The following is a 26,281-nucleotide window of genomic DNA, read 5'->3' as shown; positions in this document are numbered from 1 at the left end:
AAGAGGCCGCGCTCATGGCTTGAGCGCGGCCTCTTGTGTTTCAGGTGGTGCCGCGTTGATTCGTAGTTATCAATTCTCAACTATCCATTATCAATTAGTCCCTTGTCCCTGTTTTGCCACAACTCACGTGCCTGCTCCTGCGCCTGCTCCAGGGAAGCCGCCCGGTCCAGCCCCCATAGCGCTACCGCTACGGTCTGGATCACTGCATTTTCGCCATAGTCATCGCTCTGCTCGCCACGCCATACCGCCCGCACCGTTTGTGCATCCGGCTCGCCAGGGGGGCTTTGCCGTGGCATGACGTTGTCCAGAACGGCTGCGCCTTCCAGATGTTCACCGTGGCGGATGCCGGTGATCTGGGTGCGGGCGTCCGGGCGGATTTCCAGTTCGCCGCCTTCGCCCTTGAACAGCAGCAGGTCCTGATCGCCGGCCAGGTCGGCTGCGCCCTGGTGCAGCTCGATATAGGCCGGGTGGAAGACGCTCTGCATGGACAGGGGGGCTCTGGACGGGTTGAGGCTACGCGCCAGGGTGTTGATGGGGGAGCGCAGGCCCAGGAAGTAGCGCAGGGTCAGCAAACGCGATAGAGGCGCGCAGAAGGTCTCCAGTGGCAGATACGCCAGGCCATGTTGATCCAGATGCGCGGCGGCCTCCTGTGGCGAACCAGCTACCGGCAGCCCCAGTTGTGGCAGCAGCTGGTCACTGTAAACCCGGTTGGGAGTGTGGGCGGGGCCACCGTGGAGCAGGGTGCGGATGCCCTGGTTGGCCAGCAACAAGGCAGCCAGCAGGTACCAGGGGTGGTGTTTCTTCTTGCCCGCATAGCTGGGCCAGTCCAGCTGCACGTCTGGCAGGGTTTCCAGTGCCTGATAACAAACCGGGCGGCAGGCATCCAGAAAGCCGGCCAGCTCCTCCGGGGTTTCTTCCTTTACCCGTAGCAGCATCAGGAAAGCGCCAAGCTGAATATCCTCCACCTGGCCATCCAGAATGGCTTGCATGGCCTCCCGGGCTTCCTCCCGGGTGAGGCTGCGCCGGGCCCGTTTGCCGCGGCCAAGCGTCCGTACAAAGGGGGCAAAAGCATGTTCAGTCATGGTCAACCTCGTAGATGCCCGGCAGGAGTGCAAGTTGCGAGCAGCGTACTGCGTGTGAGCGTTATATCAATACCAACTGGTACAAGGGCCATGTTCGGCGACCAGCTCCAGCAGCCGGGCATGGTCGATAACCGGCAAAGGGCTGTCTGGCAGGGCCAGTGCGGGATGCTGAAGCAGGTAACCGTCGCCTTGCAGAGACAACCGTGAAGCAAACAACAGGCCAGCATCGCTGAAGACACAGATATCGCCTTCCCGATACAGGCTTTCAAATACCTGGCGCTGGGGGCTGTCCGGGGTGAAACCTATCAGGTGAATCATCGCCTTAGAACACCAGAACCTGACCGCACTCGTCGCGCAGCGTCTGCAAAGATTGCGAGTCGAGAGTCTCCACCGGGATTGTAGCGACCGGCGCCAGACCCTCGGTGACACAGCGTACGCCGAAGTCCGGCAGCTGTGCCAGGCTGTCGCTGGGTGCCAATTGCAGTTGCTGTAGGCAGTCTTCGGTGAGCCACAGGATCGTGGGCTGGCCGAAGGCTGCACCCGTCAACAACATATCCAGGGTTTCCTGAAACTGGCTGGAAAGCGGTGTGCTGCCACTGGCGATATAGAGAATCTGATTAGCCAAACTGTATTACCCGATCGCTGTGAATCAGGGCATCTGCCCACTGTCCCAGTCCGGCCAGGGAGAAACCGTCCGCCAGGGTATCCGCTACCACTCCCCGGCGCTGTGCCGCCCCCACACAAACCACCGCGTCCAGCGGGTTGTCAGCCAGCCATTGCTGCCATTGCTGGGCCGCATTGGCTTGGGCTCCGTCAGCACTCCAAGCATGACGATGTGCCAGGTGCACGGCATCCCGGTAGAAAAAGAGGCGATAAAGTTGGTGATCTGAGTGGCCCAGCAGGGCTTGGGCGGTGTGGAGAGCGGTCAGTGCGGCGGCGGAATCCGCCGCCGCATTGACCAGAAGGGCAAACCGCATCAATCGTCGCCGCCGAGGGCGGTGAGCAGGTGCAGCAGAGACATGAAGAGGTTATACAGGGACACGAACAAGGTCACCGTGGCCATGATGTAGTTAGTCTCGCCGCCGTGAATGATGGCGCTGGTCTGCCACAAGATCAGCATTGAGGACAGCAATACGAAAGCGGCGGAGATCGCCAGGGCAAGTGCCGGGATGGCGAAGAAGATATTGGCGATTGCCGCAACAAAAGCCACCAGAATACCGACCATGATGAAATTGGTCATGAAGCTGAAGTCTTTCTTGGTCACCAGAGCGATGGCTGACATGGCCACGAAGATCCCTGCAGTACCGCCCAGAGCCATGGTCACGGTTTCCATGCCGCCAGGCATTTGCGCGTACATGTTGATGATCGGGCCAGTGGTAAAGCCCAGCCAGCCGGTCAGACCGAATACGGCCAGGATGCCCCAGGCGCTATTGCGGAGCATATTGGTGGCGAATAGCAGGCCGAAGTAGACGCCGAGGGTCAGCCATACGTTGACAAAACCGATGTTGCTGGCCATGGCAAACCAGGATGCACCGGTAGCTACAATCAGTGACAGCCCCAGCAGCATGTAGGTGTTCTTCAATACCTGGGCCGCACGTTCCCCGGTGACGGCAGCACCGTGCGAGGATACGGAATAGGGGTTGGTCTGGTTATTCATGTGTTTGCACTCATCCTGCGAATTGTACCTGTGATAATAAGGGCGGCCGCGTCAAAATCAAGCAATGAAAGCAGGCGAAAAGCCTTGTTTTTTGTGGTTTTACGAGGGGGAGAGCCGCGGCAGCCCTTTGGGGAAATTTGTCGCGCCAAGAAAGTGGATATCGTCATCATCGTGATGCCGGCATCTGTAGCGTCATGGTTATCAATAACGGATTTATCTTCAGTAGACCAAAAGGACGTCGGTGAACGTCGGTTTTGGTTAACTTTCAACCATTTGCCATCCTGATTTGCGTACCGCGATTGACTGACTTTGTTGCTCATGTATTATTGCTGACCTGTTCGGAGGGGTGGCAGAGTGGCCGAATGCACCGGTCTTGAAAACCGGCGACGGGAGACCGTCCGTGGGTTCAAATCCCACCCCCTCCGCCAAACAAGAAGCCCGCACTCAAATGAGTGTGGGCTTTTTTATGGTCAGTCAACTGGGCAGCGCATAACTGGAATGGAACGCTCGAAACAGGCCGACCTAGACCGTCGCTCCCAGCAGGGCGGCGAAATTTTGAAGCGCATCCAGCCCTTGAATATCGTCTTCCAGCAGCGGCAAGTGGATTCTGGGTAGCCCCTTGAAAGCCTCATCCAGTTGGATCATATGTCGTTGCTGGCGTGCCAGCCGGGCGGCGAAAAAGGCACTGTCAGCGGCATCGGCAAGCACCCGGTTGACGATGGCCCCGGCTACCGGGATATGGCTGTCGGAAAGTGTCGCTACGGCACGGGCGGTTTCCAGAATGGGTAGCCGCTCCGGGGTCAGCACAAACAGAAAGGCGGTGTGCAGCGGATCACTGAGCTGTCTGCGGGTGCGGTGGAATAAACGCTGCCTGGCCATCAATGTTTCCGCGACTTCCCGGCTTCGGGGATCCAGATCGGCGGTGGCGTGCTCGGTGGGGTCCTGCAGCGGGCTGTCCAGGTCCTTGCCGGGGGTCAGGTGACCGAGCACCTTGCCCAGTGTCCGTGCCTTTTCAGTATGGCGCAGCAGACCATCGGTCCAGGCGGCCATCACTTCCGGCAGGCTCAGTAGCCGCAGGGTGTGGCCGGTAGGCGCGGTATCAAAAATCAGCAGGTCGAAGTCGCGGCTGTCTTCGTCAATGGTGCGGGCGATACGCTCCAGCAGGGCAGCTTCCTGAGCACCAGGAGACTGGCGACTCAGGCGCAGTTGCTTCTCCAGTTCCCGCACCTGGTCCGGGCCGGCGAAGCGGCGCATCTGGGCGCTGACCCGATCCAGATACGCATCCACTTCCTGATCCGGGTCCAGCTCCAGGGCAACCAGATTGGGGGCCAGGCGGGTAGGGCGGTTGCCGATGGGGCGGTCGAAGGCGTCGGCTAGACTGTGGGCCGGGTCGGTGGATACCAGCAGCACCTGGCGTCCCTGGTCGGCGGCGCGCAGGGCCAGGGCCGAGGCGGTCGTGGTTTTTCCCACGCCGCCCTTGCCGCCGACCATCAGCAGGGATTTTTCCGTCAGCAGTCGATCCAGATCCAGTAACGTTGCAGCCATCAGCAGCAGCGGAAATGGTCAAGCGGTGAACGTTCCATGCCCATACGGGTATGCCAGTCGTGGAAGCGGTCCATGAGCAGCGGTTGCAGCTCCAGCGTGCTCCAGGCAGCGGGGTTGGGCACACCCATCATTTCGGCAAATACCAGCAACATGAACAGATCTTCCTCATCCCGTTTGGCGCGGGCAATGGCCGCCCGGTAGGGGGCGTTGTAGTACTGGGCGCCCAGTTCTCCCAGGCGGCGGAAAAACAGCCGCGTCTTGCCTGGCATCAGATTCTCTCCGGTGGGGCGTTGAAGGCTCGTTTCAGGGCAGCGGCGCACTCCAGTGTGACCAGCAGGGCTGCCACCAGGACTACCAGGTCCAGGCCCAGCAGGAACCAGTCGGACTTGTCATAGAAGCTCTTCAACTGGATCAGCAGCGCGTACAGGGTCATTACCAGCAGGAATACCAGTGGCGCCAGGGTATAAATGGCGGGTCGGCCGCGTTTGACCAGCATGATGGTAATCACCAGCAGTGTGAGGCCGGCGAGCAACTGGTTGGTGGTCCCGAAAAGCGGCCAGATCAGCAGGCCCCCCGAGCCATCCGCACCGCCGGCACCAAAGGCCAGCAGCAGGCAGCTAGCTACCGCCAACAGGGTGGCGGGCAGGGGGCGGGTCAGCCATTTTTGCTGATAGATTTCACCCCATTCCTGGAAGATATAGCGTTGCAGCCGCAAGCCGGTATCCATGGTGGTGCCGGCAAACAGGGCAGCCATCACGGTCAATAACGTTGCCGCCACCCCCACATCCATGCCGGTACCGCCGGCCAGGATATTGGCGCCGCCATTAACAAAGGCGGTGAGGCTGCCATCACCAAAGGCGGTGTAGACGGCCTGCCAGTCAGCTAGAGTGGCGAAGCCGGCAGTCGCCGCAATGATCGCTGCCAGGGCCAGGGCCCCTTCACCCACCGCACCGAAATAGCCGACAAAACGGGCATCCGGCTCCTTGTCCAGTTGTTTGGAGCTGGTGCCGGACGCCACCAGGCCATGGAAGCCGGAGATGGCGCCGCAGGCGATGGTGACAAACAACAGAGGTAGCAGGGAAGGCGTGCCGGCGGGAACATCATGATTGATCATCGGCGCCACCACTTGCGGGTTGCCGATGAGCACGGCGCCGTAGAGCAGGATCAGGCCGACAAATAATTGCAGACCGTTGATGTAATCCCGTGGCTGCAACAGCACCCACACCGGCAGCAGGGAGGCGATGGCGGCATAGCCGAACAGCAGCAGTATCCAGCTTGCATTGGCGGACAGACCCACGACCTGTTCCGGCAATTCCACCGGGACCTGCGGGCCCACATAGATAAGGCTGTAGAGGGCTATGACGCCGACTATGGAAACCACACCCAGGCCGATAACCCGCCGGTAGATCAACTGGCCGATCACCAGTGCCACAGCGATGGCGCCCCACACCGGCACGACGGCGCCGGGGTTGTTGATCAGCAGTTTGGCAATGACTACCCCGAAAACCGCGTTGACCATCAGCAACACCAGGAAGATGACGATCATGAACACTGTGCGGGCACGGCGACCGACAACCTCGCCAGTCAGGGCGCCAACGGATTTGGCTCTATTGCGTACGCTGGCCCACAGGGCGCCACTGTCGTGGACGCCGGCAAAGAAGATGGTGCCGAAAACCACCCACAGGAAGGCGGGCAGCCAGCCCCAGATTACCGCGATGGCAGGCCCGACAATCGGTGCGGCGCCGGCCACAGAGGTGAAGTGATGGCCCCACAGCACAAAGCGGTTGGTGGGCACGAAATCCACGCCGTCCTCGAATTCGTGGGCCGGAGTGCGAAAATTGGGGTCGAGCTTGTAGATGCGCGTGGCGATAAAGCGGGAGTAGAATAAATAGCCGGCGGCCATGCCACCCAGGCCGAGCAGAAGCAGGACGATTGCGCTCATGGGGTGTCCTTTGTCATTGTCGCTGTTGGTAGCCCGTTGGGGCGCAGGTTAACGCCTATGGTTAGTGCTTTTAGTCCGGGCGTCAACGCGACCAATGGCTAACAGGTTCTGGTTTGGGTCTGTGCGAGGCTGGGTCGTGATTTGGAAAATAGTTGCTTTGCATGGATGCTGGGCATACAAGAATGGAAATATCCGGGGTGGCGTGAGGAATGTCATCGTTTGATATCAAGACCCTATGCATGCGGGTGCACAGACGCTACCCTTCGTGCCTTACTGAAAAAGAAGTGGGTAAAGGAATTACCCGGGGGAAGCAGTAATGATCAAAGTATTGGTAGTGGACGACCATGATCTGGTCAGAACCGGCATTGCCAGAATGCTGGATGAAGTGGAAGGCTTGCGGGTGGTTGGCGAAGCCAGCTCCGGCGAGCAGGCAGTGCAGATGGCCAAGGATACCGTGCCGGATGTGGTGCTGATGGACATCAAGATGCCGGGTATCGGTGGTCTTGAAGCAACCCGTAAATTGTTGCGCGTGGACGAGGGTGTTCGTGTCATCGCCGTGACCATGTGTGAGGAAGAGCCCTTTCCTTCCCGCCTGATGAAAGCCGGTGCCGCAGGCTATATGACCAAGGGTGCGGACCTGGAAGAAATGGTCCGCGCCATCAAGATTGTCACCACCGGGCAACGTTATATCAGCCCGGAAATTGCCCAGACCATGGCCCTCAAGCCTTACACTGGCGATGATGCATCCCTGCTGGATATGCTCTCAGAGCGTGAGTTGCAGATCATGATGATGATCGTCAACTGCCACAAAGTGCAGGATGTGGCCGATAAACTTTGCCTGTCTCCGAAAACTGTCAACACTTACCGTTATCGCATTTTCGACAAGCTGGGCGTGACCAGCGATGTGGAAATGGCGTTGCTGGCAGTGCGCCATGGCATGCTGGATGCGGTAGAGAACACCGTTTCCTGAACGCAAAAGGGAGTAATAGGCCGGCCGGAACTGTTACACTTTTGGTGCAGTAACTGGCCGAGACCTATCCCTTGTCAGAGTTCGATCCCCAACATTTTCTGGATCATTGTGCCCGCAAGCCGGGTGTCTATCGCATGCTCAATGATGGCGGTGACGTCCTTTATGTGGGCAAGGCGCGTAATTTACAGGCGCGTCTGAGCAGTTATTTCCAGAAGAACATCACCAGCGCGAAGACCCGGGCTTTGGTAGGCCGTATTGCCAGTGTCCAGACTACGGTCACCGGCAGCGAGGCAGAAGCCTTGCTGCTGGAGCAATCGCTGATCAAGGAGCTGCGGCCGCCCTATAACATTCTGCTGCGCGACGACAAATCCTATCCCTACATTCGTATCACCTCCGCGGACCGGTTCCCGCGCATCACCTTTCATCGAGGTAGCCGTCGCAGCGGCAGTCACTATTTCGGCCCTTACCCCAGTGGTGGTGCAGTACGGGAAGCGCTTTCCCTGGTGGAAAAAGTCTTTCGGGTGCGCAATTGCAGCGACAGCTACTTCCGCAACCGGACACGGCCCTGCCTGCAGCATCAGATCAATCGCTGTACCGCCCCCTGCGTTGGTCTGGTCAGCGAGGAAGCCTATGCCCATCAGGTGAAACTGGCCATGGACTTCCTCGATGGCCGCAGCAGGGAAGTGGTCGAGCAGCTTAGTGCGGAAATGGATGCCGCGTCCCAGTCTCTGGATTTCGAGCGGGCCGCGATCGTGCGCGACCAGCTAGCGGCGATTCAATCTGTACAGCAGAAGCAATACGCGGAAACCGGTCAGGGCAATCTGGATGTGGTGGCCATTGATAGCCGTCATGGCCTGGCAGTGGTTGAAGTGTTGATGATTCGCGGTGGCCGGATTCTTGGCCACCGCACCTTCCGGCCGGATACCCGTGGCGAAGAGGATCAAAACGAAATTCTGGAAGCGTTCCTGGCCCAGTATTACCTGGGCGACCGGGAAGATCCGGTGCAGCCTCAGGAAATCCTGCTGGGTCTGGAGCCCACCAGCGCGGAGGCGTTGCAGCAGGCTTTGAGCGGCCATTGGGGCAAGAAGGTTCGTCTGGCCTGGCGAGTAAGAGGCGAGCGGGCTGCCTGGATCGACATGGCCCAGACCAATGCCCAGCAATCCCTGGCAGCGGAACTGGCGGCCCGCGAGCACATGGAGCAGCGTTTTCTGTCTCTTGAAGCGTTGCTTCGGGCGGATGAGCCGGTGCGTCGCATCGAGTGTTTTGATATCAGCCATACCCAGGGTGAGAAAGCGGTGGCGTCCTGTGTTGTCTTCGATCAGCAGGGAGCCAGGAAAACCGACTACCGGCACTTCAACGTGGCCCCGGCCCATGCCGGGGATGACTATGAAGCGCTGGAAGAGGCGGTGCGACGTCGCTATCAGCGGGTAATCAAGGAGCAGGGCAGATTGCCGGATCTGTTGCTGATCGATGGTGGTAAGGGGCAGATGCAGCGCGCCTGGGATGTGGCGCAGGAGCTGGGTCTTCAAGACCGGGTTCGGGTGATGGGCATTGGTAAGGGGCCCAGTCGGCGGCCAGGCTTTGAAGTGTTGTATTTGCCTGATGGGCAGGAGCTGGTGCCGGGGCCATCCCATTCCGCGTTGCATCTGCTGCAACAGGTCCGTGATGAGGCCCACCGGTTTGCACTAACCGGGCATCGAGCCCGACGCGGCAAGACTCGCAAGCAGTCCTCCCTGGACGAGATTCCCGGTATTGGCCCGAAGCGCCGCAAGGCGCTGCTGACACATTTTGGCGGCCTCAAACAGTTGCGCAATGCCTCCGCCGGAGAGCTGGCGCGGGTGCCGGGTATCAATGCCCAGATGGCGCAAACTCTCTACGATTGGTTTCATGACTAGGCGCTGGTCGCAAAATCGGCAATGAGTCACAGTCGGCTTTCCGTTATACTGGTCCTTTCGGCCTGTTAGTGCCCGCTGTGTTCCAGTTCCGCGGGTATTGAGGCTGGCCATGCCCTGCGTTCGTGCCGCTTCCCATGCTTTTTTCAGGTATGCGACGGCCGCGCAGCGTATCAACAGGCCCTTATTTTGGCGGTAGTACCTATGCAGAAAACGAGCCCGATCCTGAATTTGCCCAATATTCTGACCATGATTCGTGTATTGGCAATTCCCGTTCTGGTTCTGGTGTTCTATTTGCCGTTCAAATGGAGCGATATGTGTGCGGCGGCCCTGTTTCTGGCTGCGGGTGTGACCGACTGGTTGGACGGCTACCTGGCACGGCGCCTGAATCAGACCAGCCCCCTGGGGGCCTTTCTGGACCCGGTGGCGGACAAGCTGATCGTTGGCGTGGCCCTGGTGATGCTGGTACAGATTCATGCCACGGCATGGCTGGCGGTGCCCGCCATGGTGATCGTTTCCCGGGAAATTGCAGTGTCTGCCCTGCGTGAGTGGATGGCAGAACTGGGGCAGCGGGGCAGAGTGGCGGTAAGTCAGCTCGGCAAGATCAAGACGGTGACCCAGATGACAGCCATCACCCTGTTGCTGGCCCAGAAGCCTGGTTTCGATGCTTTTGGCGATATCGTCATGACCCCCTGGTTGTGGCTCAGTTATGGCCTGCTGTATCTGGCTACGGCGTTGACCCTCTGGTCCATGGGCTCCTATCTGCGCGCGGCAGCCCCCGAGTTACTGAAAAGCGGGGACTGAGTCGGCCGTGGCAGCCTGCCTGGTGCCGAGGGCGGTGCGAATCGGGGATTTTTTAGTCAAAGTGCTGAAAAATCAGAAAAAACAATCAGGCCCGGCTTGACAGTGGGAGGGCGATGAGTAGAATTCTTCCCCGCAACGACGCATGATTCGGGGCAGAAAAAAGCGGGAATAGCTCAGCTGGTAGAGCACAACCTTGCCAAGGTTGGGGTCGCGAGTTCGAATCTCGTTTCCCGCTCCAAGTTTTCAAAAACCTCGGTTCCGCCGAGGTTTTTTCTTGGTAAACAGTTTAAAGGCGCGGTGGCAGAGTGGTTATGCAGCGGACTGCAACTCCGTTAACGCCGGTTCGATTCCGACCCGCGCCTCCAATTATTGACCTGCACGGTCACCGCCCGGGTGGCGAAATTGGTAGACGCAACGGACTTAAAATCCGTTGACCTTTGGTCGTGCGGGTTCAAGTCCCGCCCCGGGCACCAGCTTTACCCTTCCTGCTATACCCTCCATCTCCAGTATCATTTGCCATCACCGCTAGTCGAAAATAATTCCAGCCAAATCAACCACCTGGTTACGCAACTTCAGGCACTTTATTGCCGTGTTGCCAGGCTTTCTGGTAGCCTCACACTTTAGTCTTAGCCTGCTTCTGCAATCTGATCGCAGATTCAGGCTTAGCCCTTTCGGGGGGCACTGAGAACAAAAAGCCGGAAAGGCGAGAGGGCTATCTGAATGAACTGGTTCCAGAACCTGTCTGTGCGGCTGAAGATTCTGTCTGTGGCCGGACTGGGTATTGTGTTGTTTGTGGTCTATGCGGCCTACAGCTTCTACATTGCCGAAACCAATATTGATCATCTGAAACGGATCGAGAGTCAGGACTTCCCGGTTCTGGAGCTGGTTAACGCCAACAATGTGGATTTCATTGCCATCAGTGAGTCCTTTATTGCGGCCATCACCCAGGCCGATCCGGATCTCTTACAGGAAGCGCAGAGTCGTGCCGCCGAGTTCGAGCAACGGCTGGCGGATATCCGTCGCACCGACCCCAGCCTGTCGGGCAGCGTTGAAGACTTGCGCAGTAGTTTCAGTGCCTACATTGGTGAAGCCACCACTCTGGCGCGCAGCCTGATTGACAACGATACGGCTTCGGATGATCTGTATCAGCGCATCAGCCATGTTCGCAGCCTGCAGGATGCCTACGAGACCCACCAGAAAGCGTTTGAGAAGCAACGCTACGAAGCGTTTCGCGACACGCTCAATTCCAGTCGTTCCGATAATCTCAGTACCCAGAAAATCGGCCTGTTCCTTGGGCTGGTTGCCTTTACCTTATTGGCCCTGATTGCCCTGCGTGTCACACGCGCCATTACCTTGCCACTGGAAGGCGCAGTGAACGCGGCCGATAATATTGCCAATGGCAAGTGGGATACCAAGATTGAAAAGGGAGGCCGTGACGAGACTGGCCACTTGCTGCACGCCATTCGCAAGATGCGTGACTCGCTGATAAAGCGCCACACCGAGGACCGCCGCCAGGAAACCATCAAGAATCATCTGGCTGAGCTCAACAACCGCATGCGTGGTGAGATGAGCTTTGAGCAGCTGGGCAACAACATGCTCAGTTTCCTGGTGCCGGTACTGGAAGCTCAGGTGGGGGCGTTTTACAGCTTCGACCCATCCACCGAGCAGCTCACCCTGAGTAGTTCCTATGCCATGCAGCGGCGCAAGCATCTGGCCAACACCTTCAAGCTGGGCGAGTCTTTGGTTGGCCAGTGCGCACTGGAACGCAAAAGTATCCTCCTGGAGCAGGTGCCGGAGGATTACATCAGTATCGCTTCCGGAACCGGCGCCGGGCAGGCTCGCAATGTGATGGTGATGCCGGTTGTCCATGATGATGAGATCAAGGGCGTGCTCGAAATCGGCGCTTTCCGTGAATTCAGTGACGAAGACCTGACATTCCTGGAACAATGCGTGTCCGTAATCGCGGTGTCTGTGCATAGCGTGCAAAGCCGCATGCGTCTCGCGCAAATGCTTGAACAGACCCAGGAGCAGGCTGTCGCTCTTGAGCGACAGAAAGAAGAGATGGCCCAGGTCAATGAAGACCTGGAAGAGCAGGCCATGGAGCTGTCTGCTTCGGAGTCACGCCTGCAGCAGCAGCAGGAAGAACTCAAGGCGATCAACGAGGAGCTGGAGTCACAGACCCAGGCCTTGCGCGCGTCTGAAGAGAGTTTGCAGGCTCAGCAGGAAGAATTGCGCGTTACCAACGAAGAGCTGGAAGCCCAGGCGCGTTTGCTTACTGAACAGAAGAGTGAGATGGCGCAGAAGAATGACGAGCTTGAGCTGCTGCGCCACGAGCTGGAAGACAAGATCCGCGAACTGGAAATGTCCTCCAAGTACAAATCCGAGTTCCTCTCCACCATGAGCCACGAACTGCGGACGCCGCTCAACTCGATCCTGATTCTCTCCAATGCGCTGGGCCAGAACAAGAAAGGCAATCTGGATGATAAACAGGTAGAACACGCCCAGGTAATCCATTCTGCCGGCTCGGATCTTCTCAGCCTGATCAACGATATCCTCGATATTTCCAAGATCGAGGAAGGCAAGATGGATGTCATCATTGATGACCTGTCACCGCAGGAAATTAGTGAGCATTTCCGGCGCAACTTTGCCCATGTGGCGGAAAGTCGCAATCTGGATTTTCACGTCAATCTGGGCGACAACCTGCCCGATTACTTCTACACCGATCGTCAGCGCCTGGAGCAGATCATCAAGAATCTGCTTTCCAACGCCCTGAAATTCACCGAGCAAGGTTCGGTGACGCTGACCATTGCCCGCCCGGAGGAAGACGAATCACTGCCTTCTCGCCAGTTGCTGCGTGACCAGACGATCAAGTTTGCTGTGACCGATACTGGGACTGGCATTGCGTCGGAAAAACAGAAGCTGATCTTCGAGGCCTTCCAGCAAGCAGATGGGACTACCAGCCGGAAATATGGCGGTACCGGCCTGGGGCTGACCATTTCCCGGGAGCTGGCACGCCTGCTGGGCGGCGAGATCAGCCTTTACAGTGACGGGGAAGGCACGGGTTCTACCTTCATGCTGTATCTGCCAGAAGGCTCCGAGGAGTCCATGGAAGCGTCAGCCAGCGGTGCGACCCAGGAAGCAGATATTGGCACGAATGCGGAAGCGCATACCGCACCACTGACGCATGCGGAAACAGCCCGGGATGATTTCGTTGTACGCGAAAAGACCGTACTGATCGTCGAGGATGACAGCGAATTCGCCAATGTCTTGCTGGAATTGGCCGCCGACTATGGGCTGGAAGGGCATATCTGTTCGGACGGGGAGGCAGCACTTGAATACGCCAGCCACTACCGCCCCAGTGCCATCATTCTGGATATCGGCCTGCCGGGCATTGATGGCTGGGAAGTGATGGAAAAACTCAAGGCAGACCCGCGCACCAAGGATATTCCTGTGCATTTTCTGTCGGGACGTGATGAGCGCAAGAAAGCCCTCGAACTGGGTGCCATCGATTTCCTTACCAAGCCGGCCAAGCAGGATGACATCCTCTCTGCCTTTGCCAAGATTGAAGGTGCCATCGAAACCAATGTGCGCCGTTTGCTGGTGGTGGAAGACAGCGAGATCCAGCACGAGAGTATTCGCGAGCTGTTTGACCAGAAAGGGGTGGAAATCACGGCTGCAACCAGTGGTGAGGAGGCGCTGAAAGCCCTGCGTGAAACCGTGTTCGACTGCATGATTCTGGATTTGACTCTGCCAGACATGAGCGGTTTCGAACTGCTGGAAACCCTTCATGCCAGTGAAAGCTATGACAGCGTTCCGGTGGTCATTTACACCGGCAAAGACATGACCCGGGAAGAAGAAGCGAAGCTGCGCAAATACGCTGACCGGATCATTCTCAAGACAGAGCGCTCTCATGAGCGGCTGCTGAATGAAGCGTCCCTGTTCCTGCACTGGCTGGAGTCCACGTTGCCGGCCAACCGCCGCACCAGCACGGATGCCATCGAGCATCGTGACGATATTTTCGAAGGTAAGCAGCTACTGCTGGTGGATGATGATATGCGCAATATCTATGCGCTGTCGGCCCAGCTTGAAGAGCTGGGTTTCGATATCACCATTGCCAACAATGGTCGAGAAGCACTGGATGTTCTGGAAGAGCACCCGGATATGGATATCGTGCTGATGGATATCATGATGCCGGAGATGGATGGCTATGAGGCCATGACGCATATCCGCGAGCAGGCCCGCTTCCAGAAACTGCCGATGCTGGCACTCACCGCCAAGGCCATGAAGGACGACCGGGCCAAATGTATTCAGGCGGGCGCCAACGATTATTGCTCCAAGCCGATTGATATGGCAAAACTCACCTCGCTGTTGCGGGTTTGGCTCCACAAGTAGGCCCTGGAGGATCAATAAATGGCTGAGCCGTACCCCATCGATGATGATGAGATCAATGTGGAGGATATCGAGATCCGGCTGTTGCTGGAGGCTATCTACCAGATGTACGGGTACGATTTTCGCTCCTACAGCAAGGCCTCCATTCGTCGCCGGGTCATGCATCGGATGACCATGTCCGGCTTCGCCTCGATCATGGAAATGACCGACAAGGTACTGCGGGACCGGCCGTTCTTCGTGACCCTGCTCAACGATCTCACCGTCAATGTGACCGAGATGTACCGGGATCCGGAGTTCTACCGGGCCTTCCGTGAGGACGTGGTGCCGGTATTGAAAACCTTTCCCTTTATCAAGATATGGCATGCCGGTTGCTCAACCGGCGAGGAAATTTATTCCATGGCCATCCTTCTGGAGGAAGAAGGGCTCTACGACCGCGCCATGATCTATGCCACCGATATCGACAAGAATGTGCTGGCCTCCGCCAAAAAAGGGATCTATTCCATTGAGGCGGTAAAGCAGTATGGTGACAATTATCGCAGGGCAGGGGGGCGACACTCACTGTCTGACTACTTCACCGCGCGCTATGACAGCGTGATTATGGAGCAGCGCCTCAAGCGCAATATCGTTTTTGCTGACCATGACCTGGCAACGGATCAGGTTTTTGGTGAAATGCACGTTATCCTGTGCCGCAATGTGCTGATCTACTTTGATCGCGCCCTGCAGGCCCGAGTGATTCGACTGTTCAGTGACAGCCTGGACATGGGCGGCTATCTCTGCCTCGGCACCAAGGAAAGCCTGCGTTTCAGTGGTCAGGAAGAGACCTTTGATGTGATCAACACACCGCTGCGAATTTTCCGCAAGCGTCAATTACTTCACCACGCATGACTAGAGACAACCAATGATAGTGCAGAAGCTGCTACTCGTGGATGACCAACCCGCCAACCTGGTGTCGCTGGAGGCAGTCCTGGAAGGCGAGGGGCGCACCCTGATCAAGGCGCATTCCGGTCAGGAAGCCTTAAAGGTTCTGCTTAAGGAAGATATTTCTCTGGTGCTTCTGGATGTGCAGATGCCAGGCATGGATGGCTTTGAAGTTGCAGAATTGATGCGTCAGCGCAAGGATACGCAGACCATCCCCATTATTTTTGTGACTGCCATCAGCAAGGAAAAGAAATACGTATTCAAGGGCTACCAGGCTGGGGCTGTGGATTACCTGTTTAAACCCCTGGATCCATTGATCCTAAAGAGCAAAGTGGATTTCTTTCTCAGTCTGGACAAACAGCGGCGCGAATTGCAGGAGAAACTGCGCGAAGCCCAGGCTCATCGTGCCGCCTACGAAGCCGGAAAAACCCAACGCGGGGAGGGCAGCGGTAACTCATCGTGATAAACAGAATCGGGCCGGTAAAGGCGATTGTCATGGGGGCCTCCTGGGGAGGCCTTAATGCGTATACTCGCATCTTGTCGGCGTTGCCGGCCGACTTTCCGGCTGCGATCTTGCTGGTTCAGCATCAACATGCCAGCGCGGAAAATCGTTTGCCGTGGTTGCTGGCCCGCTATTGCCAACTGCCGGTGATCGCGCCAGAAGACAAGGAAGAAATACAACCAGGTTGTGTCTATGTGGCCCCACCGGGGTACCACATGCTGGTAGAAGAGGATGGGACGTTGGCTTTTTCTGCTGGAAGGGCTGTACTCTTTTCTCGCCCATCGGTAGACGAGCTGTTTCTTTCCGCGGGGGCGGTTTACGGAAAACAGCTTGTCGGGGTTATTCTTACCGGCGCCAATGAAGATGGTGCAAAAGGAATTGACTATATTCACCGTCGTGGCGGGTTCACCATTGCCCAGTCACCGGTAAGTGCAGAAGCACCGGCCATGCCCGAAGCGGCAATAAAAACAGGTGCGGTTTCCAGAGTGCTCGATCTTGAAGCAATCGGGCCCTTTCTGGCAGAACAGGTTCCAGGGTAGTAGACCTATGAAGCAAAACATTTTGGTTGTGGATGACCACAGGGAAAATCTTATCGCCCTTGAAGCAATTCTCGATGGGGAAGGGCGTAACCTCGTTATGGCACAATCAGGTAACGAGGCTCTCTCGCTGGCTCTGAAATATGATTTCGCGCTGGTGTTGCTGGATGTGCAAATGCCGGATATGGACGGCTTTGAAGTCGCCGAGCTGATGCGCAAGAACAACAAAACCCGCCATATCCCCATCATTTTCGTTACCGCCCTCTCCAAAGAGCAGAAATACGTGTTCAAGGGCTATGAATGTGGCGCGGTGGACTATCTGTTCAAGCCCATCGACCAGAAAATACTGGAAGCCAAGGTCAATGTGTTTCTTGAGCTGGATCGCCAGCGAAAGAAACTGCAGCAGGCTGTGGTACAGATGAAACGCCTGAAGGACGAAAACGAACGCCTGCTACACGCCCTCGGCGAGGCTCTGATAGGGGCTGATGCCCGCGGCAAGGTGTCTTTCTGCAATGAGGCAGCCTGTGCGCTGCTGCGCCGCCCTCGCGATGAACTGGTAGGTAAGGATATTGCGGCGCTGATCTTCAATGATGATACCGGCAAGCGTCGCTGGGAGTGGAAGGACTCGCCGTTGCGTCAGGCCTGTCAGCAAGGTGAGGGCTGGAAAAACGAACACAGCCTGTACACACAGGATGAAGACGGACTGGTAGCCTTGTCGGTGCGTGGCAACGCCATCAACGATGATTCCGGCAATTTTACCGGTGTCGTCATTGTGTTGCGTAGGGCTGACGACGAAAATGATGTGAGAGACAGCCGCAAGGATCATCGCCGCCACCCGCGCAAGAAGCTGTTTCGGGAAATGGTGGTGTTCGATCGCAGTACCGGTGGTAACGTGGGCCGTCTGATGAATATCAGCCTGGATGGCTTCAAGCTGTTTACCCGTCGGGAGCTTCCCCATGGCGAAGTATTGCATATGGGGATGGTGTTGCCGGATCAGATTGCCGGGGTAAACACCATCAGCTTCGATGCCCGGGTGGTATGGTCGGAAATTCTGGATGCTCCCGGGGAATACCAGGTGGGTTTCCAGTTCATGGAACTGACAGAGATCACGGCGAATGTGATCGAGAATCTGATGGACAAATACTGAAATGAGCGAGCACATCGAGACGCCGGAAAATAAAGACCTTCCCCCGTCGCTGCTGCCTTATGGGTTTGCCCGGCGCTATGGTGTGCTGTTGCGAGAAAAGGATGGCCACCGCGAGTTGTGCTACCGAAAGGATGTGCCGCTGTCCGCGCTTAGTGAGGTCCAGCGTTATATAGGTCGGCTGCCGTCGCTGGTACCCATGGATGATGCTGCTTTTACCTCTGCCATGGCCATCGCCTATGAGCAGCAGCGCGGCGCTGCCGCGGAGGCGGCCGGTGATCTGGAAGGACTGGATCTGGCCAGTCTCGCGGATTCATTGCCGGAAACCTCTGATTTGCTGGAACAGGAAGATGATGCGCCGATTATCCGGCTGATCAACGCCCTGTTGCAGGAAGCGATCCGCGAGGATGCCTCCGATATTCATATTGAAACCTTCGAGCGCCGCCTGGTAGTTCGCATGCGGGTCGATGGGGTATTGCGTGAAATACTCACCCCGAAACGGGAGCTCGCGCCACTACTGGTTTCGCGAATCAAGGTAATGGCACGGCTGGACATTGCCGAGAAACGGATTCCCCAGGACGGCCGTATCTCCCTGAGAATCGGTGGCCGGGACGTGGATGTGCGGGTGTCCACCATGCCATCCAGTAATGGTGAGCGTGTGGTGTTGCGTCTGCTCGACAAGCAGGCAGGGCGACTGCAGCTCTCCCATCTGGGCATGGGCGAAGAGTGCGACCAGCACATGCGTGAGCTGATTCACAAGCCCCACGGTATTATCCTGGTCACCGGGCCTACCGGGTCCGGTAAGACCACGACGTTGTACGCCTCACTGGCGGATCTCAACGACAGCACCCGTAACATTCTCACTGTGGAAGATCCCATCGAGTATCAACTCGAAGGTATCGGCCAGACTCAGGTCAACACCAAGGTGGATATGACCTTTGCTCGCGGGCTGCGCGCGATTCTTCGCCAAGATCCGGATGTGGTGATGGTGGGTGAAATCCGTGACCTGGAAACCGCTGAAATTGCCGTGCAGGCATCACTCACTGGTCACCTGGTGCTCTCTACGCTACATACCAATACTGCCGTGGGCGCCATGACCCGGCTGCAGGATATGGGGATCGAGCCCTTCCTGCTCTCCAGCTCCCTGCTTGGCGCGCTGGCACAGCGGCTGGTGAGGGTCTTGTGTGATGACTGCAAGACGCCGTACCAGCCCAGTGCCAGCGAGTTGAGAATGATAGGGTTGCCGGAAGGGGAATCCTGTACGCTCTATCATCCAAACGGTTGTGATGCCTGTAATCAGCAGGGCTACCGTGGGCGAACTGGTATATACGAGTTGGTACTGATTGATGAAACCATGCGCCAGCTGATCCATGACCAGGCAGGCGAGCTGGCATTGAACCGACACGCCCGTACCCTCACCAGTGGCATCCGCGAGGATGGCTGGCGTAAAGTATTGGGTGGACACACCAGTGTCGAAGAAGTATTGCGTGTGACCCGCGAAGACTGACCGGACCCCTGATCCATGCCTGCATTCGAATACCGATCCCTGGATCACAGGGGCAAAATCAAGAAAGGCACCCTGGAAGCCGACAGTGCTCGCCAGGTACGCCAACAGCTCCGTGACAAGGGCTGGGTTCCCATTGAGGTCAACGAGGCTCAGGACAGCAGCAGCTCTGCCGGCCTGGGGCGTTTTTCCGGTTCCGGCAAGCTCAATGGCGCCGAGCAGGCATTGTTGACCCGTCAACTGGCCACGCTTCTCAAATCCGGCCTGCCTGTCGAGCAGGCCCTTTCGGCGGTGGCCAAGCAGGCTGCCAATGACCGTATCGAACGGATCATCCTGGCGGTTCGCGCCAGGGTGCGCGAGGGCTTCAGTCTTGCCCACAGCTTCGAATCTTTTCCTCGAGCTTTCCCGGAAATGTACCGTGCCACCGTGGCGGCAGGCGAGCAGAGCGGTCACCTGGAACAGGTCCTTGAGCAATTGGCGGATTACCTGGAGACCCGCCATGACACCGGGCGCTCGGTCGCTCAGGCGATGATCTACCCAGCCTTTATCATGGTGTTTGCCACCATTGTCATCATGCTGATGATGACCTTCGTGGTGCCCAAACTGGTGGCTGTGTTCGAAGGACGGGACCAGTCTTTACCGTTATTGACCCGTATTGTTATGGCTCTCAGCGACTTTACCCGCGACTGGGGCTGGCTGCTGATGCTGCTGATTATAGTCGCGATTGTGGCTTTCATGCGGGCGATGCGCGACCCCGCATTCCGTTTGCGGGTGCACCGCAGGCTGGTCACCATGCCGATGGTGGGCACCATGTTGAGGGCCGCCGACAGTGCCCGCCTCGCCAGCACTCTTGGGATTCTCGGTCGTTCCGGGGTCCCCCTGGTGGATGCCCTGTTTATTGCCGCCCAGGTGGTCGGTAACCTTGAGGTAAGAAACGCGGTCAAGAATGCCGCCGCCAAGGTTCGCGAGGGCGGTAGCCTGAGTCGGGCCCTGGATGCCAGTGGGTATTTTCCGCCCATGCTGGTACAGATGATTGCCAGTGGCGAAGCCAGCGGTGAGCTGGATCATATGCTCACCCGGGCGGCGGATTACCAGGAACGGGAACTGAGTAGCACTGTCAGTACTATGGTGGGCCTGCTGGGCCCCATCATGCTGCTGTTCATGGCGGGTGTGGTGGTGCTTATCGTGCTGTCGGTCATGTTGCCCATCATGCAGATGAACAATTTACTAGCCGGATAGGTGGAAGAATGAAAACGAAAGGCGCCATGTCGGGGTTTACCCTGCTGGAAATTATGGTGGTTGTGGCCATTATCGGCCTGCTGGCCGCAGTTATCGTGCCCAATGTTATCGGCCAGGGTGAAGGGGCTAAAGTGGACTTGACCAAGGCCAACATGGGCAAGATTGTCCAGCAGCTGGATCTCTACAAGTTCAACAACGGCAGTTACCCCTCCAGTGAAGAAGGGCTCAATGCATTGGTTGAGCGCCCGGCGTCTGCCCGCAAATGGCCTGACGGTGGTTATCTGTCCAGCGTACCCGAGGATGCCTGGAATAACGACTATGTCTATATCAGCCCCGGTGTCGAAGGGCCTTTCGATCTGCTTTCCCTTGGCGCCGATGGGGTAGAGGGTGGTGAAGGTTCTGATGCGGACATCAACTGGCGCGACATTCAGTAACATGCGCCTACGCCCCGTCGGTCAGGCTGGATTCACACTGCTGGAAATCATGGTGGTGGTGATGCTGATGGGGCTGCTCACGGCGGTGCTGGTGTCCCAGGGCAACTGGACCAGCGACGACCGACAGCTCGAGGAGGAAGCCGCCCGCCTGGAAGACACCTTGGCACTACTCAATGAGCGCAGCCTTTTCTCCGGTCAATTGCTGGCCCTGCGACTGGAAGCCACCGGCTGGACCCCACTGGCCTACGACAGAATCGAGGGTGATTTTCTGCCCGTGGATGATACGGCGCTGAAGGCTCACAAACTGCCGCCTTCACTGGAACTGGTCTGGGAGCTGGATGATCTGGGTGAAGATCAGGCCAGCCTGAGTGAGGTGGCCGAAACCCTGGTTCAGGACGATGTGATGGCCGGGTCGGGCAAGGAATTGCTTGATGGCGAACAAAGCGACGACTCCGATCAGGACGAGGCGGTTTTTCCCCAGGTATTTTTCTTCCCCAGTGGTGAGGTCTCGCCGCTGACACTGACGCTTCGTGCCTATGATGATCTGGAAGCCGAGCAACGTTTGCGTGTGTCCGCCCTGGGCCAGTTCAGTGATCCCGACGCCAGGGATGACGAGGAGAGCGAACAGTGAGGAGTGGACAGCGGGGTTTTACGTTGGTCGAAGTGCTGGTCGCCGTGTCCATTCTGGCGCTGGTTATGGTCACTCTCGGCCAGAGCATGGGCGCCACTGCCAGGGCTTACACCAATATCAACGAGACCCATCTGGGGTTCCTGGTGGCGTCTGACAAACTGGTGGAAATGCAGGTGTACCAGCAATGGCCAACCACGGGCACCTCCGACAGTGAAGTCACCCGTAACGGCCGTGACTGGTGGATAGAAACCACCATTTCAGAAGGCCCTTACCCGGATACCCGGCGTGTGGATATCGAAGTGGGCCCGCTTCAGGGTGACGACAAGGGTGGTATGGCCTACCGCTTGGCTAGCTTGATCGGCAAGCCGGCGTCATGATCACAGGGCGCTCTGCGAACAAAGGGTTCACGCTGCTGGAGATGGTTGTCACTATCGCCATCTTTGCGTTTATCTATGTGTGGGTAGCCAGTTTCCTCGGCAGTGCGCTGCAGGGCCGTGAGCAACTCAATGCCAACGCTAGCATCATGGAACGCAACCAGCGCGCCATCACCTACCTGACCCTGGATTTCGAACAGCTGATCAGTCGTCCGGTCCGCGACCCCTATGGTGACCCGCAGCCCGCCATCATCGGGCGTGACAATTATGTGGAATTTACCCGGCTGGGTTGGTCCAACCCCTTCGGGCTGCGACAGCGCAGCGAAATGCAGCGGGTTATCTATACCCTGGAAGATGGCAAACTCTATCGCCGTTACTGGCCGGTGCTTGATACCAATGTGGCCACCGAATATCAGGAAGACGTGCTGATCGACGACGTGGCCCGTTTTACGGTGCGTTATCTGGACAAGACTCCACAGGGCGAGTGGCAATGGCTGGAACTGTGGCCGGACGTGGCCCTGGCTGCCGTTCCGGTCTGGCAGCAACGGTTACCGAAAAGCATCGAGGTGGAAATCGAGCTGGAAGATGGCGATACCATTCACCGGTTTTACCGTACGGTGGTGAATCCATGGGCCTGACGCCTCGAAGAAAGCAGCAGGGGGTGGCACTGATTATCGTGCTGATGCTGTTCGCTATTCTGACCACCATTACCCTGGAAATTATCTTCCGCCAGGATCGGTTCCTGACCCGGGCAGATAACCTGCTGCAATGGGATAAACGCTATCAATACGCCATGGCGGCTGAAGTGGTGGCCCAGCAGGGGCTGATCGATGATCTGGATGATGATCGCAATAACAATGCCATGGTGGACGACTGTGTCGAGGAGCAGTGGGCAGTGCAGTTGCCGCCGACGCCCTACGACGATGCCATGCTCAGTGCCAGCGTTCAGGATCTGCAGGGTCGCTTTAATCTGAACTGGCTGATCACTGCTTCCGGTGATGAGTTTATTCGCAGCCCCCAGGCCATCTCTCAATTGACCCGCCTGATCGAGCAGACCTTTCCCGGTGAGGCCAATGCTTCGCGGCTGGCCAATGAAATGGCCGACTGGCTGGACAGCAACAATATTGTCGACAATGTGGAAGGGGCGGAAGATCCGGAATACCGTAGCCGCCGCACACCTAATATGCCGGCGGCGCACGAATCCGAGTTGCGCGCGTTGCTTAGTTTCCGCCTAACAAACCAGCCCAAGGACGCCATGGTGTGGGGGCTGTTCACTGCGTTACCCTTGGGCACCACGTTGAATGTGAATACTGCGCCGCCGCAAGTGCTGGATGCCGTTATTGGTGACGTGGCTGGCGCCGCAGCAGTACAGGCAGTACTGCAGGCGCGCAAGGAGGAGCCCATCACCGATATAAACAGTATGATGCAGCTGGGGGCTTTCAATGGCCTTTCCGCCAATGTGAAGAATGATCTTGCCAGTCTATTGGGTGTCAGCAGTGAGTATTTTCAGGTAATGGTAGATGTGGAAGTGGACGGCCAGCTCAGTCGCCTGGTCAGCCGCCTTCATCGTGCCAATGGCCAAGGGAAAACAACCTCCGTGTTCAGTCGTCAGGTCAGTCCACTGCTGACGCCACTCGAACCGGCATGCAATCCCTTCTACAATGCTGCCGGTACCTGATTAAAAGCCAGATGTAGCCCCGCAAGAGCGTGGTGCATGCTGAAGAATAATGATGGAAGGACGGATTAGCGTGGCAGATGCTCCCTTGATTTACCTTGCCGGCGCCGGGGAAACCGAATGGCAACCGGACAACCCGGTGCTTTACCAGTCCCGCAACGGTGAAACCGTACAATGGCTTGCGCTGGGTGAGGCGCTGGCTGCCTGTCAGGGCAGCAACGTCTCTGTGGTTGTCAGTGTTTCCTGTGCAAGGCTGACCCATGTCACTCTCAGCCGGAAACAGGCGCGTCACCTCCAGCGCGTGCTTCCTTATTTGCTGGAAGAGCAGCTGCTCGATAATCCGGATGACCTTTGGTTCGTTTCCCGCAAGGGTAGTGGCGACGACTATCAGGTGTCGGCGGTGCGTCGCGAACTGATCACCAACCTCAAGCAATGGGCTGGGGAGGCCGGTGCCCACCTGGCCTCTTTACAGGTCGATGCGGATTGCCTGCAGGCCATGCTGCCTTTAACTGCAGACCTGGGGAATGGCCAACAACTGTTGTTAATTGACCGGGAGCAGGGTCTGGTCATCGACGAAGACCAGCAGGAAGCGTTTGCTCCCCTGTTAGGCGATAGCCTGGATCAGGCCCGTCAGGTCGACCTGCAAGCCCTGTTTACTGACCTGCGCCATCGCCATGGCCAGGAGCTGCTTACCGGCCCCTATATGCCACGCCAGAACCGCAGGGAAAGTGCACTGCTTGGGCCCTGGCGTCCGGTTGCCTATCTGGCCGCGGCCGTCTTCCTGGTTGCTGTAGTGGCTGTTTGGGTGCAGCAATGGCGTTACCAGCAGGCGGCGGATGCCGCCCTGGCGCAAGCCAAGAATCGTTACGAGCAGTTATTTCCCGGAGACAAGGCAACCTCTGCACTGAATCGCCAGTTCCAGGGCCGCCTGGCCCGCCTCGGTGGCGGTGCTGATGGTGGCGGAGCGGCCTTTTTCCCGCTGCTGGCGCCGGTAGCGCAGGTACTCAAGGACATGAAAATGGAGCCCAAGCGGCTCCAGTATGATCAGCGTCAGAATGTGTTGCTGGTGGATGTGGGTGCCAAGGATTATGCCCAGCTTGAAGCCCTGCAGAATGCCATAAGGAAGCAGGGAGGCAATGCTTCCATTGCCAATTATCGCAACGGCGCACAGGGCGTCAGTGCGCGGATCAAGGTGGAGCAGCCAGGATGACATCTGCTGAATTGAAGAAACTGGCTTCCGAACGCTGGTCGCAGCTGGAGCAATGGTATGCCAGCCGAGAAGCCCGCGAAAAAACGGTACTCAAAGTGCTCGCCGGGGTGGCGGTTTTCGTGGTGCTGTATTGGCTGATCTGGGCGCCGTCACTGGCTGCCAGGGATCAAGCCCGCCAGCAATACGTGGCTAACATGCAGACCTTGGAATGGATCAACGCTAACAGCGGCGCGGTGCAGGCCGCCCGTGCCGGCAGCAACAGCAATAGCCGTTTGCCCGACAACTGGGTCAGTGATGTGAGCCGCAGTGCGGATGAGTTTGGCCTTACCCTGAAAGGCTTTTCCCCGGATGGCAATCGCTCAGTCCGTATCCAGCTTGAAGAACAGCCTGCCGCCCAGACCGTGCTCTGGTTGCAGTCCCTGCAAGAGAAGGGGGTGCAGCTGGGGAACCTGGAAATGACGCCGGGAGGCAAATCCGGCACTGCAACTGTTCGGGCAACTCTGCAGCAATAATATGACGCTTCGCCTCCTTCTGGCTTTCAGTACGCTGATTCTCGCCGCTACGGCCGACGCCCAGTGTCGCTTCGACCCTCTTGACCGCGGCCGAGTGGTGAAAATTTCCGGTGCCCAGCTCCCGGCTGCATCCGCAATGGAGCTGTCGGCACTGTCGGTAATGCGGGTTGAGGGGGGACGTTTTGTCCCGGTGGCCTATCAGTTTGATGAAATGGACCAGAAGGGCATGGTCTGGTTTGAGGATTCCGGCTTTGCGCTTGCCGGTTCACCGGGCCAGCTGGATGCAGATGACCAGCTTTTGATGATGCTGACAGATGCCGGACCGCACGCTCCGGAGGGGCTCGAGCCTGAACAGGGCGAAGTGATCAGCGAACTCACCGTTGCCGATAGTTGCCATTTTTATCTGGTGCGAGGCAACAATGAGCGTAGTGGCAATTATTATGTGGCTCACGATGTTGATAGCGGGGAAACCCGTACAGCGCTCTATCGGCTGGACGTGGATCCAGACAACGAACTGAATTGGCATTATCTCGGCTACCGCGGGTATCAGGGTGAAGGCTCCATCATTGATACCTTGAAGATGCGCATGAGCGCAGGGGTGCTGTCCCGGTTTACCCGCATGACACTGGATAACCATAATCTGCGGCCGAAACGTGTGGGATTTTCTGTGGGGCCGATCCGCTCGGTCATGCACCTGCGCACCCGGGTGGTGCTGGCCGGGATTCCCGTCATGACCATCCAGGTGCAAGCCATGCGTTATGCCTCTCATTACGAAGCCCACACCTACGCCAAAATTCCGGATCTTTACCGGGCTACACTAAAAGAGCCGGAAGTGTCGGTGACGGTGGATGGAAATGGTCAGTCAGGGGCCGCTGTGTATACGGCAAATTTTGTCGATAATCCGGTCATTGTTGACGGCAAGGCGGATGATCAGGCCTTTGCAGATCAGACCATGACCATGAATGCCAACTGGATCCTGTTTGACAGCAAGCGGGATTTTGCCTTGCTCACTCATCTGACCGTCCCTGATGAACTGATGGAAACGCCGTTGGCGCTAATTTATCAGGATGACGCTTTGCTGGCTGTTGAACCCGAGCAGTTCCCCGGCCAGTGGCCTAACCTGGGATATTCTCTGCATGGATGGCCGCAGCCGGAAGAGCTGCGGTTTACGGTAAGCCTGTATTTCGAGGATGGCCTGGAAGGCTTTGCGGCGGACGAGTTCGCGCGCCAACGGTCCGCCGTGGTGCCTGTACAGGTCAATCAATGAGAGGGCGTGGAATTTACTACGTCATGTATTCCCGCACCCTCTTTCTCCCACCGA

General features: G+C 57.6%; 27 protein-coding genes and 4 tRNA genes. 22 read left to right on the top strand and 9 right to left on the bottom strand.

The genetic code is table 11. The features are described from left to right. Positions 1 to 80: 80 nt before the first annotated feature. The 6 genes from ACMG4M_RS09565 to ACMG4M_RS09540 form a co-directional block, all read right to left on the bottom strand. The gene (locus tag ACMG4M_RS09565) at positions 81 to 1,082 is read right to left on the bottom strand and encodes a glycosyl transferase family protein (RefSeq protein WP_272961766.1); all 1,002 of its coding nucleotides are present in this window, start codon (positions 1,080 to 1,082) and stop codon (positions 81 to 83) included. A gap of 66 nt (positions 1,083 to 1,148) precedes the next feature. Beyond that, the gene (locus ACMG4M_RS09560) at positions 1,149 to 1,400 is read right to left on the bottom strand and encodes a hypothetical protein (protein ID WP_272961767.1); all 252 of its coding nucleotides are present in this window, start codon (positions 1,398 to 1,400) and stop codon (positions 1,149 to 1,151) included. A 4-nt stretch (positions 1,401 to 1,404) separates the two neighbouring features. Next, positions 1,405 to 1,707, bottom strand: coding sequence for a hypothetical protein (locus ACMG4M_RS09555; RefSeq protein ID WP_272961768.1), 303 nt, complete (start codon positions 1,705 to 1,707; stop codon positions 1,405 to 1,407). Further along, on the bottom strand, positions 1,700 to 2,059 hold the full coding sequence (gene tusD / locus ACMG4M_RS09550; RefSeq protein ID WP_272961769.1) for a sulfurtransferase complex subunit TusD: 360 nt from the start codon (positions 2,057 to 2,059) through the stop codon (positions 1,700 to 1,702). The genes ACMG4M_RS09555 and tusD overlap by 8 nt, the downstream gene beginning before the upstream one ends. Continuing rightward, on the bottom strand, positions 2,059 to 2,739 hold the full coding sequence (locus tag ACMG4M_RS09545) for a Bax inhibitor-1/YccA family protein (RefSeq protein WP_035244483.1): 681 nt from the start codon (positions 2,737 to 2,739) through the stop codon (positions 2,059 to 2,061). Before ACMG4M_RS09545 ends, tusD begins: the two co-directional genes overlap by 1 nt. Next, positions 2,736 to 3,059 (bottom strand): hypothetical protein, encoded by a 324-nt coding sequence (locus ACMG4M_RS09540; RefSeq protein WP_272961770.1) that lies wholly within the window; start codon positions 3,057 to 3,059, stop codon positions 2,736 to 2,738. The genes ACMG4M_RS09545 and ACMG4M_RS09540 overlap by 4 nt, the downstream gene beginning before the upstream one ends. A gap of 20 nt (positions 3,060 to 3,079) precedes the next feature. Between ACMG4M_RS09540 and ACMG4M_RS09535 the strand changes: the two genes are divergently transcribed. After that, positions 3,080 to 3,167 (top strand) — tRNA-Ser (locus tag ACMG4M_RS09535). A gap of 94 nt (positions 3,168 to 3,261) precedes the next feature. Here ACMG4M_RS09535 and ACMG4M_RS09530 read toward each other — a convergent pair. From ACMG4M_RS09530 to ACMG4M_RS09520, 3 genes are read right to left on the bottom strand one after another with little or no spacing between them, the layout of a single operon-like run. Further along, positions 3,262 to 4,284 (bottom strand): ArsA family ATPase, encoded by a 1,023-nt coding sequence (locus tag ACMG4M_RS09530; protein ID WP_272961771.1) that lies wholly within the window; start codon positions 4,282 to 4,284, stop codon positions 3,262 to 3,264. Then, a complete protein-coding gene (locus ACMG4M_RS09525) occupies positions 4,284 to 4,553 on the bottom strand; it encodes a cory-CC-star protein (protein WP_052042422.1) in 270 nt (89 codons plus the stop codon). Before ACMG4M_RS09525 ends, ACMG4M_RS09530 begins: the two co-directional genes overlap by 1 nt. Next, on the bottom strand, positions 4,553 to 6,226 hold the full coding sequence (locus ACMG4M_RS09520) for a carbon starvation protein A (RefSeq protein ID WP_414429869.1): 1,674 nt from the start codon (positions 6,224 to 6,226) through the stop codon (positions 4,553 to 4,555). Before ACMG4M_RS09520 ends, ACMG4M_RS09525 begins: the two co-directional genes overlap by 1 nt. Positions 6,227 to 6,542: 316 nt before the next feature. Here ACMG4M_RS09520 and uvrY point away from each other — a divergent pair, with 316 nt between their 5' ends. The 21 genes from uvrY (at position 6,543) to ACMG4M_RS09415 (ending at position 26,227) form a co-directional block, all read left to right on the top strand. Further along, a complete protein-coding gene (gene uvrY / locus ACMG4M_RS09515; protein ID WP_035244478.1) occupies positions 6,543 to 7,196 on the top strand; it encodes a UvrY/SirA/GacA family response regulator transcription factor in 654 nt (217 codons plus the stop codon). Positions 7,197 to 7,267: 71 nt separating this feature from the next. Beyond that, complete coding sequence (gene uvrC, locus ACMG4M_RS09510; protein ID WP_414429868.1) at positions 7,268 to 9,091, top strand: excinuclease ABC subunit UvrC; 1,824 nt, start codon at positions 7,268 to 7,270, stop codon at positions 9,089 to 9,091. Between the two features lie 201 nt (positions 9,092 to 9,292). After that, entirely contained in the window at positions 9,293 to 9,892 is a 600-nt protein-coding gene (pgsA, locus tag ACMG4M_RS09505) for a CDP-diacylglycerol--glycerol-3-phosphate 3-phosphatidyltransferase (protein WP_084573356.1), read from the top strand. Positions 9,893 to 10,054: 162 nt separating this feature from the next. After that, positions 10,055 to 10,130: transfer RNA gene (locus ACMG4M_RS09500), tRNA-Gly, on the top strand. A gap of 53 nt (positions 10,131 to 10,183) precedes the next feature. After that, positions 10,184 to 10,257 (top strand) — tRNA-Cys (locus tag ACMG4M_RS09495). 22 nt (positions 10,258 to 10,279) lie between these two features. Beyond that, a tRNA-Leu gene (locus ACMG4M_RS09490) sits at positions 10,280 to 10,365 on the top strand. 247 nt (positions 10,366 to 10,612) lie between these two features. Next, positions 10,613 to 14,284 carry a response regulator gene (locus ACMG4M_RS09485; protein ID WP_272961775.1) on the top strand — a complete coding sequence of 1,224 codons (3,672 nt, stop codon included), beginning with the start codon at positions 10,613 to 10,615 and terminating at the stop codon, positions 14,282 to 14,284. Between the two features lie 18 nt (positions 14,285 to 14,302). Next, complete coding sequence (locus ACMG4M_RS09480; RefSeq protein WP_035244473.1) at positions 14,303 to 15,166, top strand: CheR family methyltransferase; 864 nt, start codon at positions 14,303 to 14,305, stop codon at positions 15,164 to 15,166. A 13-nt stretch (positions 15,167 to 15,179) separates the two neighbouring features. Further along, complete coding sequence (locus ACMG4M_RS09475; protein ID WP_035244471.1) at positions 15,180 to 15,662, top strand: two-component system response regulator; 483 nt, start codon at positions 15,180 to 15,182, stop codon at positions 15,660 to 15,662. After that, complete coding sequence (locus ACMG4M_RS09470; protein ID WP_232221957.1) at positions 15,659 to 16,240, top strand: chemotaxis protein CheB; 582 nt, start codon at positions 15,659 to 15,661, stop codon at positions 16,238 to 16,240. The genes ACMG4M_RS09475 and ACMG4M_RS09470 overlap by 4 nt, the downstream gene beginning before the upstream one ends. A gap of 7 nt (positions 16,241 to 16,247) precedes the next feature. Continuing rightward, positions 16,248 to 17,384, top strand: a complete 1,137-nt coding sequence (locus ACMG4M_RS09465) for a response regulator (protein ID WP_035244467.1) — start codon at positions 16,248 to 16,250, stop codon at positions 17,382 to 17,384. Between the two features lies 1 nt (position 17,385). Continuing rightward, a complete protein-coding gene (gene gspE / locus ACMG4M_RS09460; protein WP_414429867.1) occupies positions 17,386 to 18,888 on the top strand; it encodes a type II secretion system ATPase GspE in 1,503 nt (500 codons plus the stop codon). Positions 18,889 to 18,903: 15 nt separating this feature from the next. Beyond that, positions 18,904 to 20,124: a type II secretion system inner membrane protein GspF gene (gene gspF, locus ACMG4M_RS09455; RefSeq protein ID WP_035244465.1), complete on the top strand. Its 1,221-nt coding sequence runs from the start codon at positions 18,904 to 18,906 to the stop codon at positions 20,122 to 20,124. Between the two features lie 8 nt (positions 20,125 to 20,132). Beyond that, positions 20,133 to 20,558 carry a type II secretion system major pseudopilin GspG gene (gene gspG, locus ACMG4M_RS09450; RefSeq protein WP_035244463.1) on the top strand — a complete coding sequence of 142 codons (426 nt, stop codon included), beginning with the start codon at positions 20,133 to 20,135 and terminating at the stop codon, positions 20,556 to 20,558. A gap of 1 nt (position 20,559) precedes the next feature. Continuing rightward, positions 20,560 to 21,189: a type II secretion system minor pseudopilin GspH gene (gene gspH, locus ACMG4M_RS09445; protein WP_272961776.1), complete on the top strand. Its 630-nt coding sequence runs from the start codon at positions 20,560 to 20,562 to the stop codon at positions 21,187 to 21,189. After that, positions 21,186 to 21,566: a type II secretion system minor pseudopilin GspI gene (gspI, locus tag ACMG4M_RS09440; RefSeq protein WP_035244461.1), complete on the top strand. Its 381-nt coding sequence runs from the start codon at positions 21,186 to 21,188 to the stop codon at positions 21,564 to 21,566. The genes gspH and gspI overlap by 4 nt, the downstream gene beginning before the upstream one ends. Beyond that, a complete protein-coding gene (gspJ, locus tag ACMG4M_RS09435) occupies positions 21,563 to 22,201 on the top strand; it encodes a type II secretion system minor pseudopilin GspJ (protein WP_035244460.1) in 639 nt (212 codons plus the stop codon). The genes gspI and gspJ overlap by 4 nt, the downstream gene beginning before the upstream one ends. Next, entirely contained in the window at positions 22,192 to 23,241 is a 1,050-nt protein-coding gene (gene gspK, locus ACMG4M_RS09430; protein WP_414429866.1) for a type II secretion system minor pseudopilin GspK, read from the top strand. Before gspJ ends, gspK begins: the two co-directional genes overlap by 10 nt. A gap of 70 nt (positions 23,242 to 23,311) precedes the next feature. Next, positions 23,312 to 24,448, top strand: a complete 1,137-nt coding sequence (gene gspL / locus ACMG4M_RS09425) for a type II secretion system protein GspL (protein WP_414429865.1) — start codon at positions 23,312 to 23,314, stop codon at positions 24,446 to 24,448. Then, positions 24,445 to 24,960 (top strand): type II secretion system protein GspM, encoded by a 516-nt coding sequence (gene gspM, locus ACMG4M_RS09420; RefSeq protein ID WP_035244455.1) that lies wholly within the window; start codon positions 24,445 to 24,447, stop codon positions 24,958 to 24,960. The genes gspL and gspM overlap by 4 nt, the downstream gene beginning before the upstream one ends. A gap of 1 nt (position 24,961) precedes the next feature. Next, positions 24,962 to 26,227 carry a hypothetical protein gene (locus ACMG4M_RS09415; protein WP_414429864.1) on the top strand — a complete coding sequence of 422 codons (1,266 nt, stop codon included), beginning with the start codon at positions 24,962 to 24,964 and terminating at the stop codon, positions 26,225 to 26,227. Positions 26,228 to 26,281: the final 54 nt, after the last annotated feature.

Origin of the sequence: Alcanivorax sp. IL3 (genome assembly GCF_047495465.1) — a bacterium.
GTDB lineage: Bacteria > Pseudomonadota > Gammaproteobacteria > Pseudomonadales > Alcanivoracaceae > Alcanivorax > Alcanivorax jadensis.
Note: the sequence above shows the minus strand (reverse complement) of the source record. Positions and strands in the feature narration are given on the sequence as shown.

What these genes read in the sequence shown, in the direction of transcription:
- gspH (WP_272961776.1), top strand. Translation starts at nt 20,560, where the DNA reads ATGCGCCTACGCCCCGTCGGTCAGGCTGGATTCACACTGCTGGAAATC.
- gspG (WP_035244463.1), top strand. Translation starts at nt 20,133, where the DNA reads ATGAAAACGAAAGGCGCCATGTCGGGGTTTACCCTGCTGGAAATTATG.
- gspE (WP_414429867.1), top strand. Translation starts at nt 17,386, where the DNA reads ATGAGCGAGCACATCGAGACGCCGGAAAATAAAGACCTTCCCCCGTCG.
- ACMG4M_RS09520 (WP_414429869.1), bottom strand. Translation starts at nt 6,226, where the DNA reads ATGAGCGCAATCGTCCTGCTTCTGCTCGGCCTGGGTGGCATGGCCGCC.
- ACMG4M_RS09540 (WP_272961770.1), bottom strand. Translation starts at nt 3,059, where the DNA reads ATGAGCAACAAAGTCAGTCAATCGCGGTACGCAAATCAGGATGGCAAA.
- ACMG4M_RS09475 (WP_035244471.1), top strand. Translation starts at nt 15,180, where the DNA reads ATGATAGTGCAGAAGCTGCTACTCGTGGATGACCAACCCGCCAACCTG.
- gspF (WP_035244465.1), top strand. Translation starts at nt 18,904, where the DNA reads ATGCCTGCATTCGAATACCGATCCCTGGATCACAGGGGCAAAATCAAG.
- gspM (WP_035244455.1), top strand. Translation starts at nt 24,445, where the DNA reads ATGACATCTGCTGAATTGAAGAAACTGGCTTCCGAACGCTGGTCGCAG.
- ACMG4M_RS09415 (WP_414429864.1), top strand. Translation starts at nt 24,962, where the DNA reads ATGACGCTTCGCCTCCTTCTGGCTTTCAGTACGCTGATTCTCGCCGCT.
- gspK (WP_414429866.1), top strand. Translation starts at nt 22,192, where the DNA reads ATGGGCCTGACGCCTCGAAGAAAGCAGCAGGGGGTGGCACTGATTATC.
- ACMG4M_RS09560 (WP_272961767.1), bottom strand. Translation starts at nt 1,400, where the DNA reads ATGATTCACCTGATAGGTTTCACCCCGGACAGCCCCCAGCGCCAGGTA.
- ACMG4M_RS09545 (WP_035244483.1), bottom strand. Translation starts at nt 2,739, where the DNA reads ATGAATAACCAGACCAACCCCTATTCCGTATCCTCGCACGGTGCTGCC.
- ACMG4M_RS09565 (WP_272961766.1), bottom strand. Translation starts at nt 1,082, where the DNA reads ATGACTGAACATGCTTTTGCCCCCTTTGTACGGACGCTTGGCCGCGGC.
- ACMG4M_RS09480 (WP_035244473.1), top strand. Translation starts at nt 14,303, where the DNA reads ATGGCTGAGCCGTACCCCATCGATGATGATGAGATCAATGTGGAGGAT.
- tusD (WP_272961769.1), bottom strand. Translation starts at nt 2,059, where the DNA reads ATGCGGTTTGCCCTTCTGGTCAATGCGGCGGCGGATTCCGCCGCCGCA.
- ACMG4M_RS09525 (WP_052042422.1), bottom strand. Translation starts at nt 4,553, where the DNA reads ATGCCAGGCAAGACGCGGCTGTTTTTCCGCCGCCTGGGAGAACTGGGC.
- pgsA (WP_084573356.1), top strand. Translation starts at nt 9,293, where the DNA reads ATGCAGAAAACGAGCCCGATCCTGAATTTGCCCAATATTCTGACCATG.
- uvrY (WP_035244478.1), top strand. Translation starts at nt 6,543, where the DNA reads ATGATCAAAGTATTGGTAGTGGACGACCATGATCTGGTCAGAACCGGC.
- ACMG4M_RS09485 (WP_272961775.1), top strand. Translation starts at nt 10,613, where the DNA reads ATGAACTGGTTCCAGAACCTGTCTGTGCGGCTGAAGATTCTGTCTGTG.
- gspJ (WP_035244460.1), top strand. Translation starts at nt 21,563, where the DNA reads ATGATCACAGGGCGCTCTGCGAACAAAGGGTTCACGCTGCTGGAGATG.
- ACMG4M_RS09530 (WP_272961771.1), bottom strand. Translation starts at nt 4,284, where the DNA reads ATGGCTGCAACGTTACTGGATCTGGATCGACTGCTGACGGAAAAATCC.
- ACMG4M_RS09465 (WP_035244467.1), top strand. Translation starts at nt 16,248, where the DNA reads ATGAAGCAAAACATTTTGGTTGTGGATGACCACAGGGAAAATCTTATC.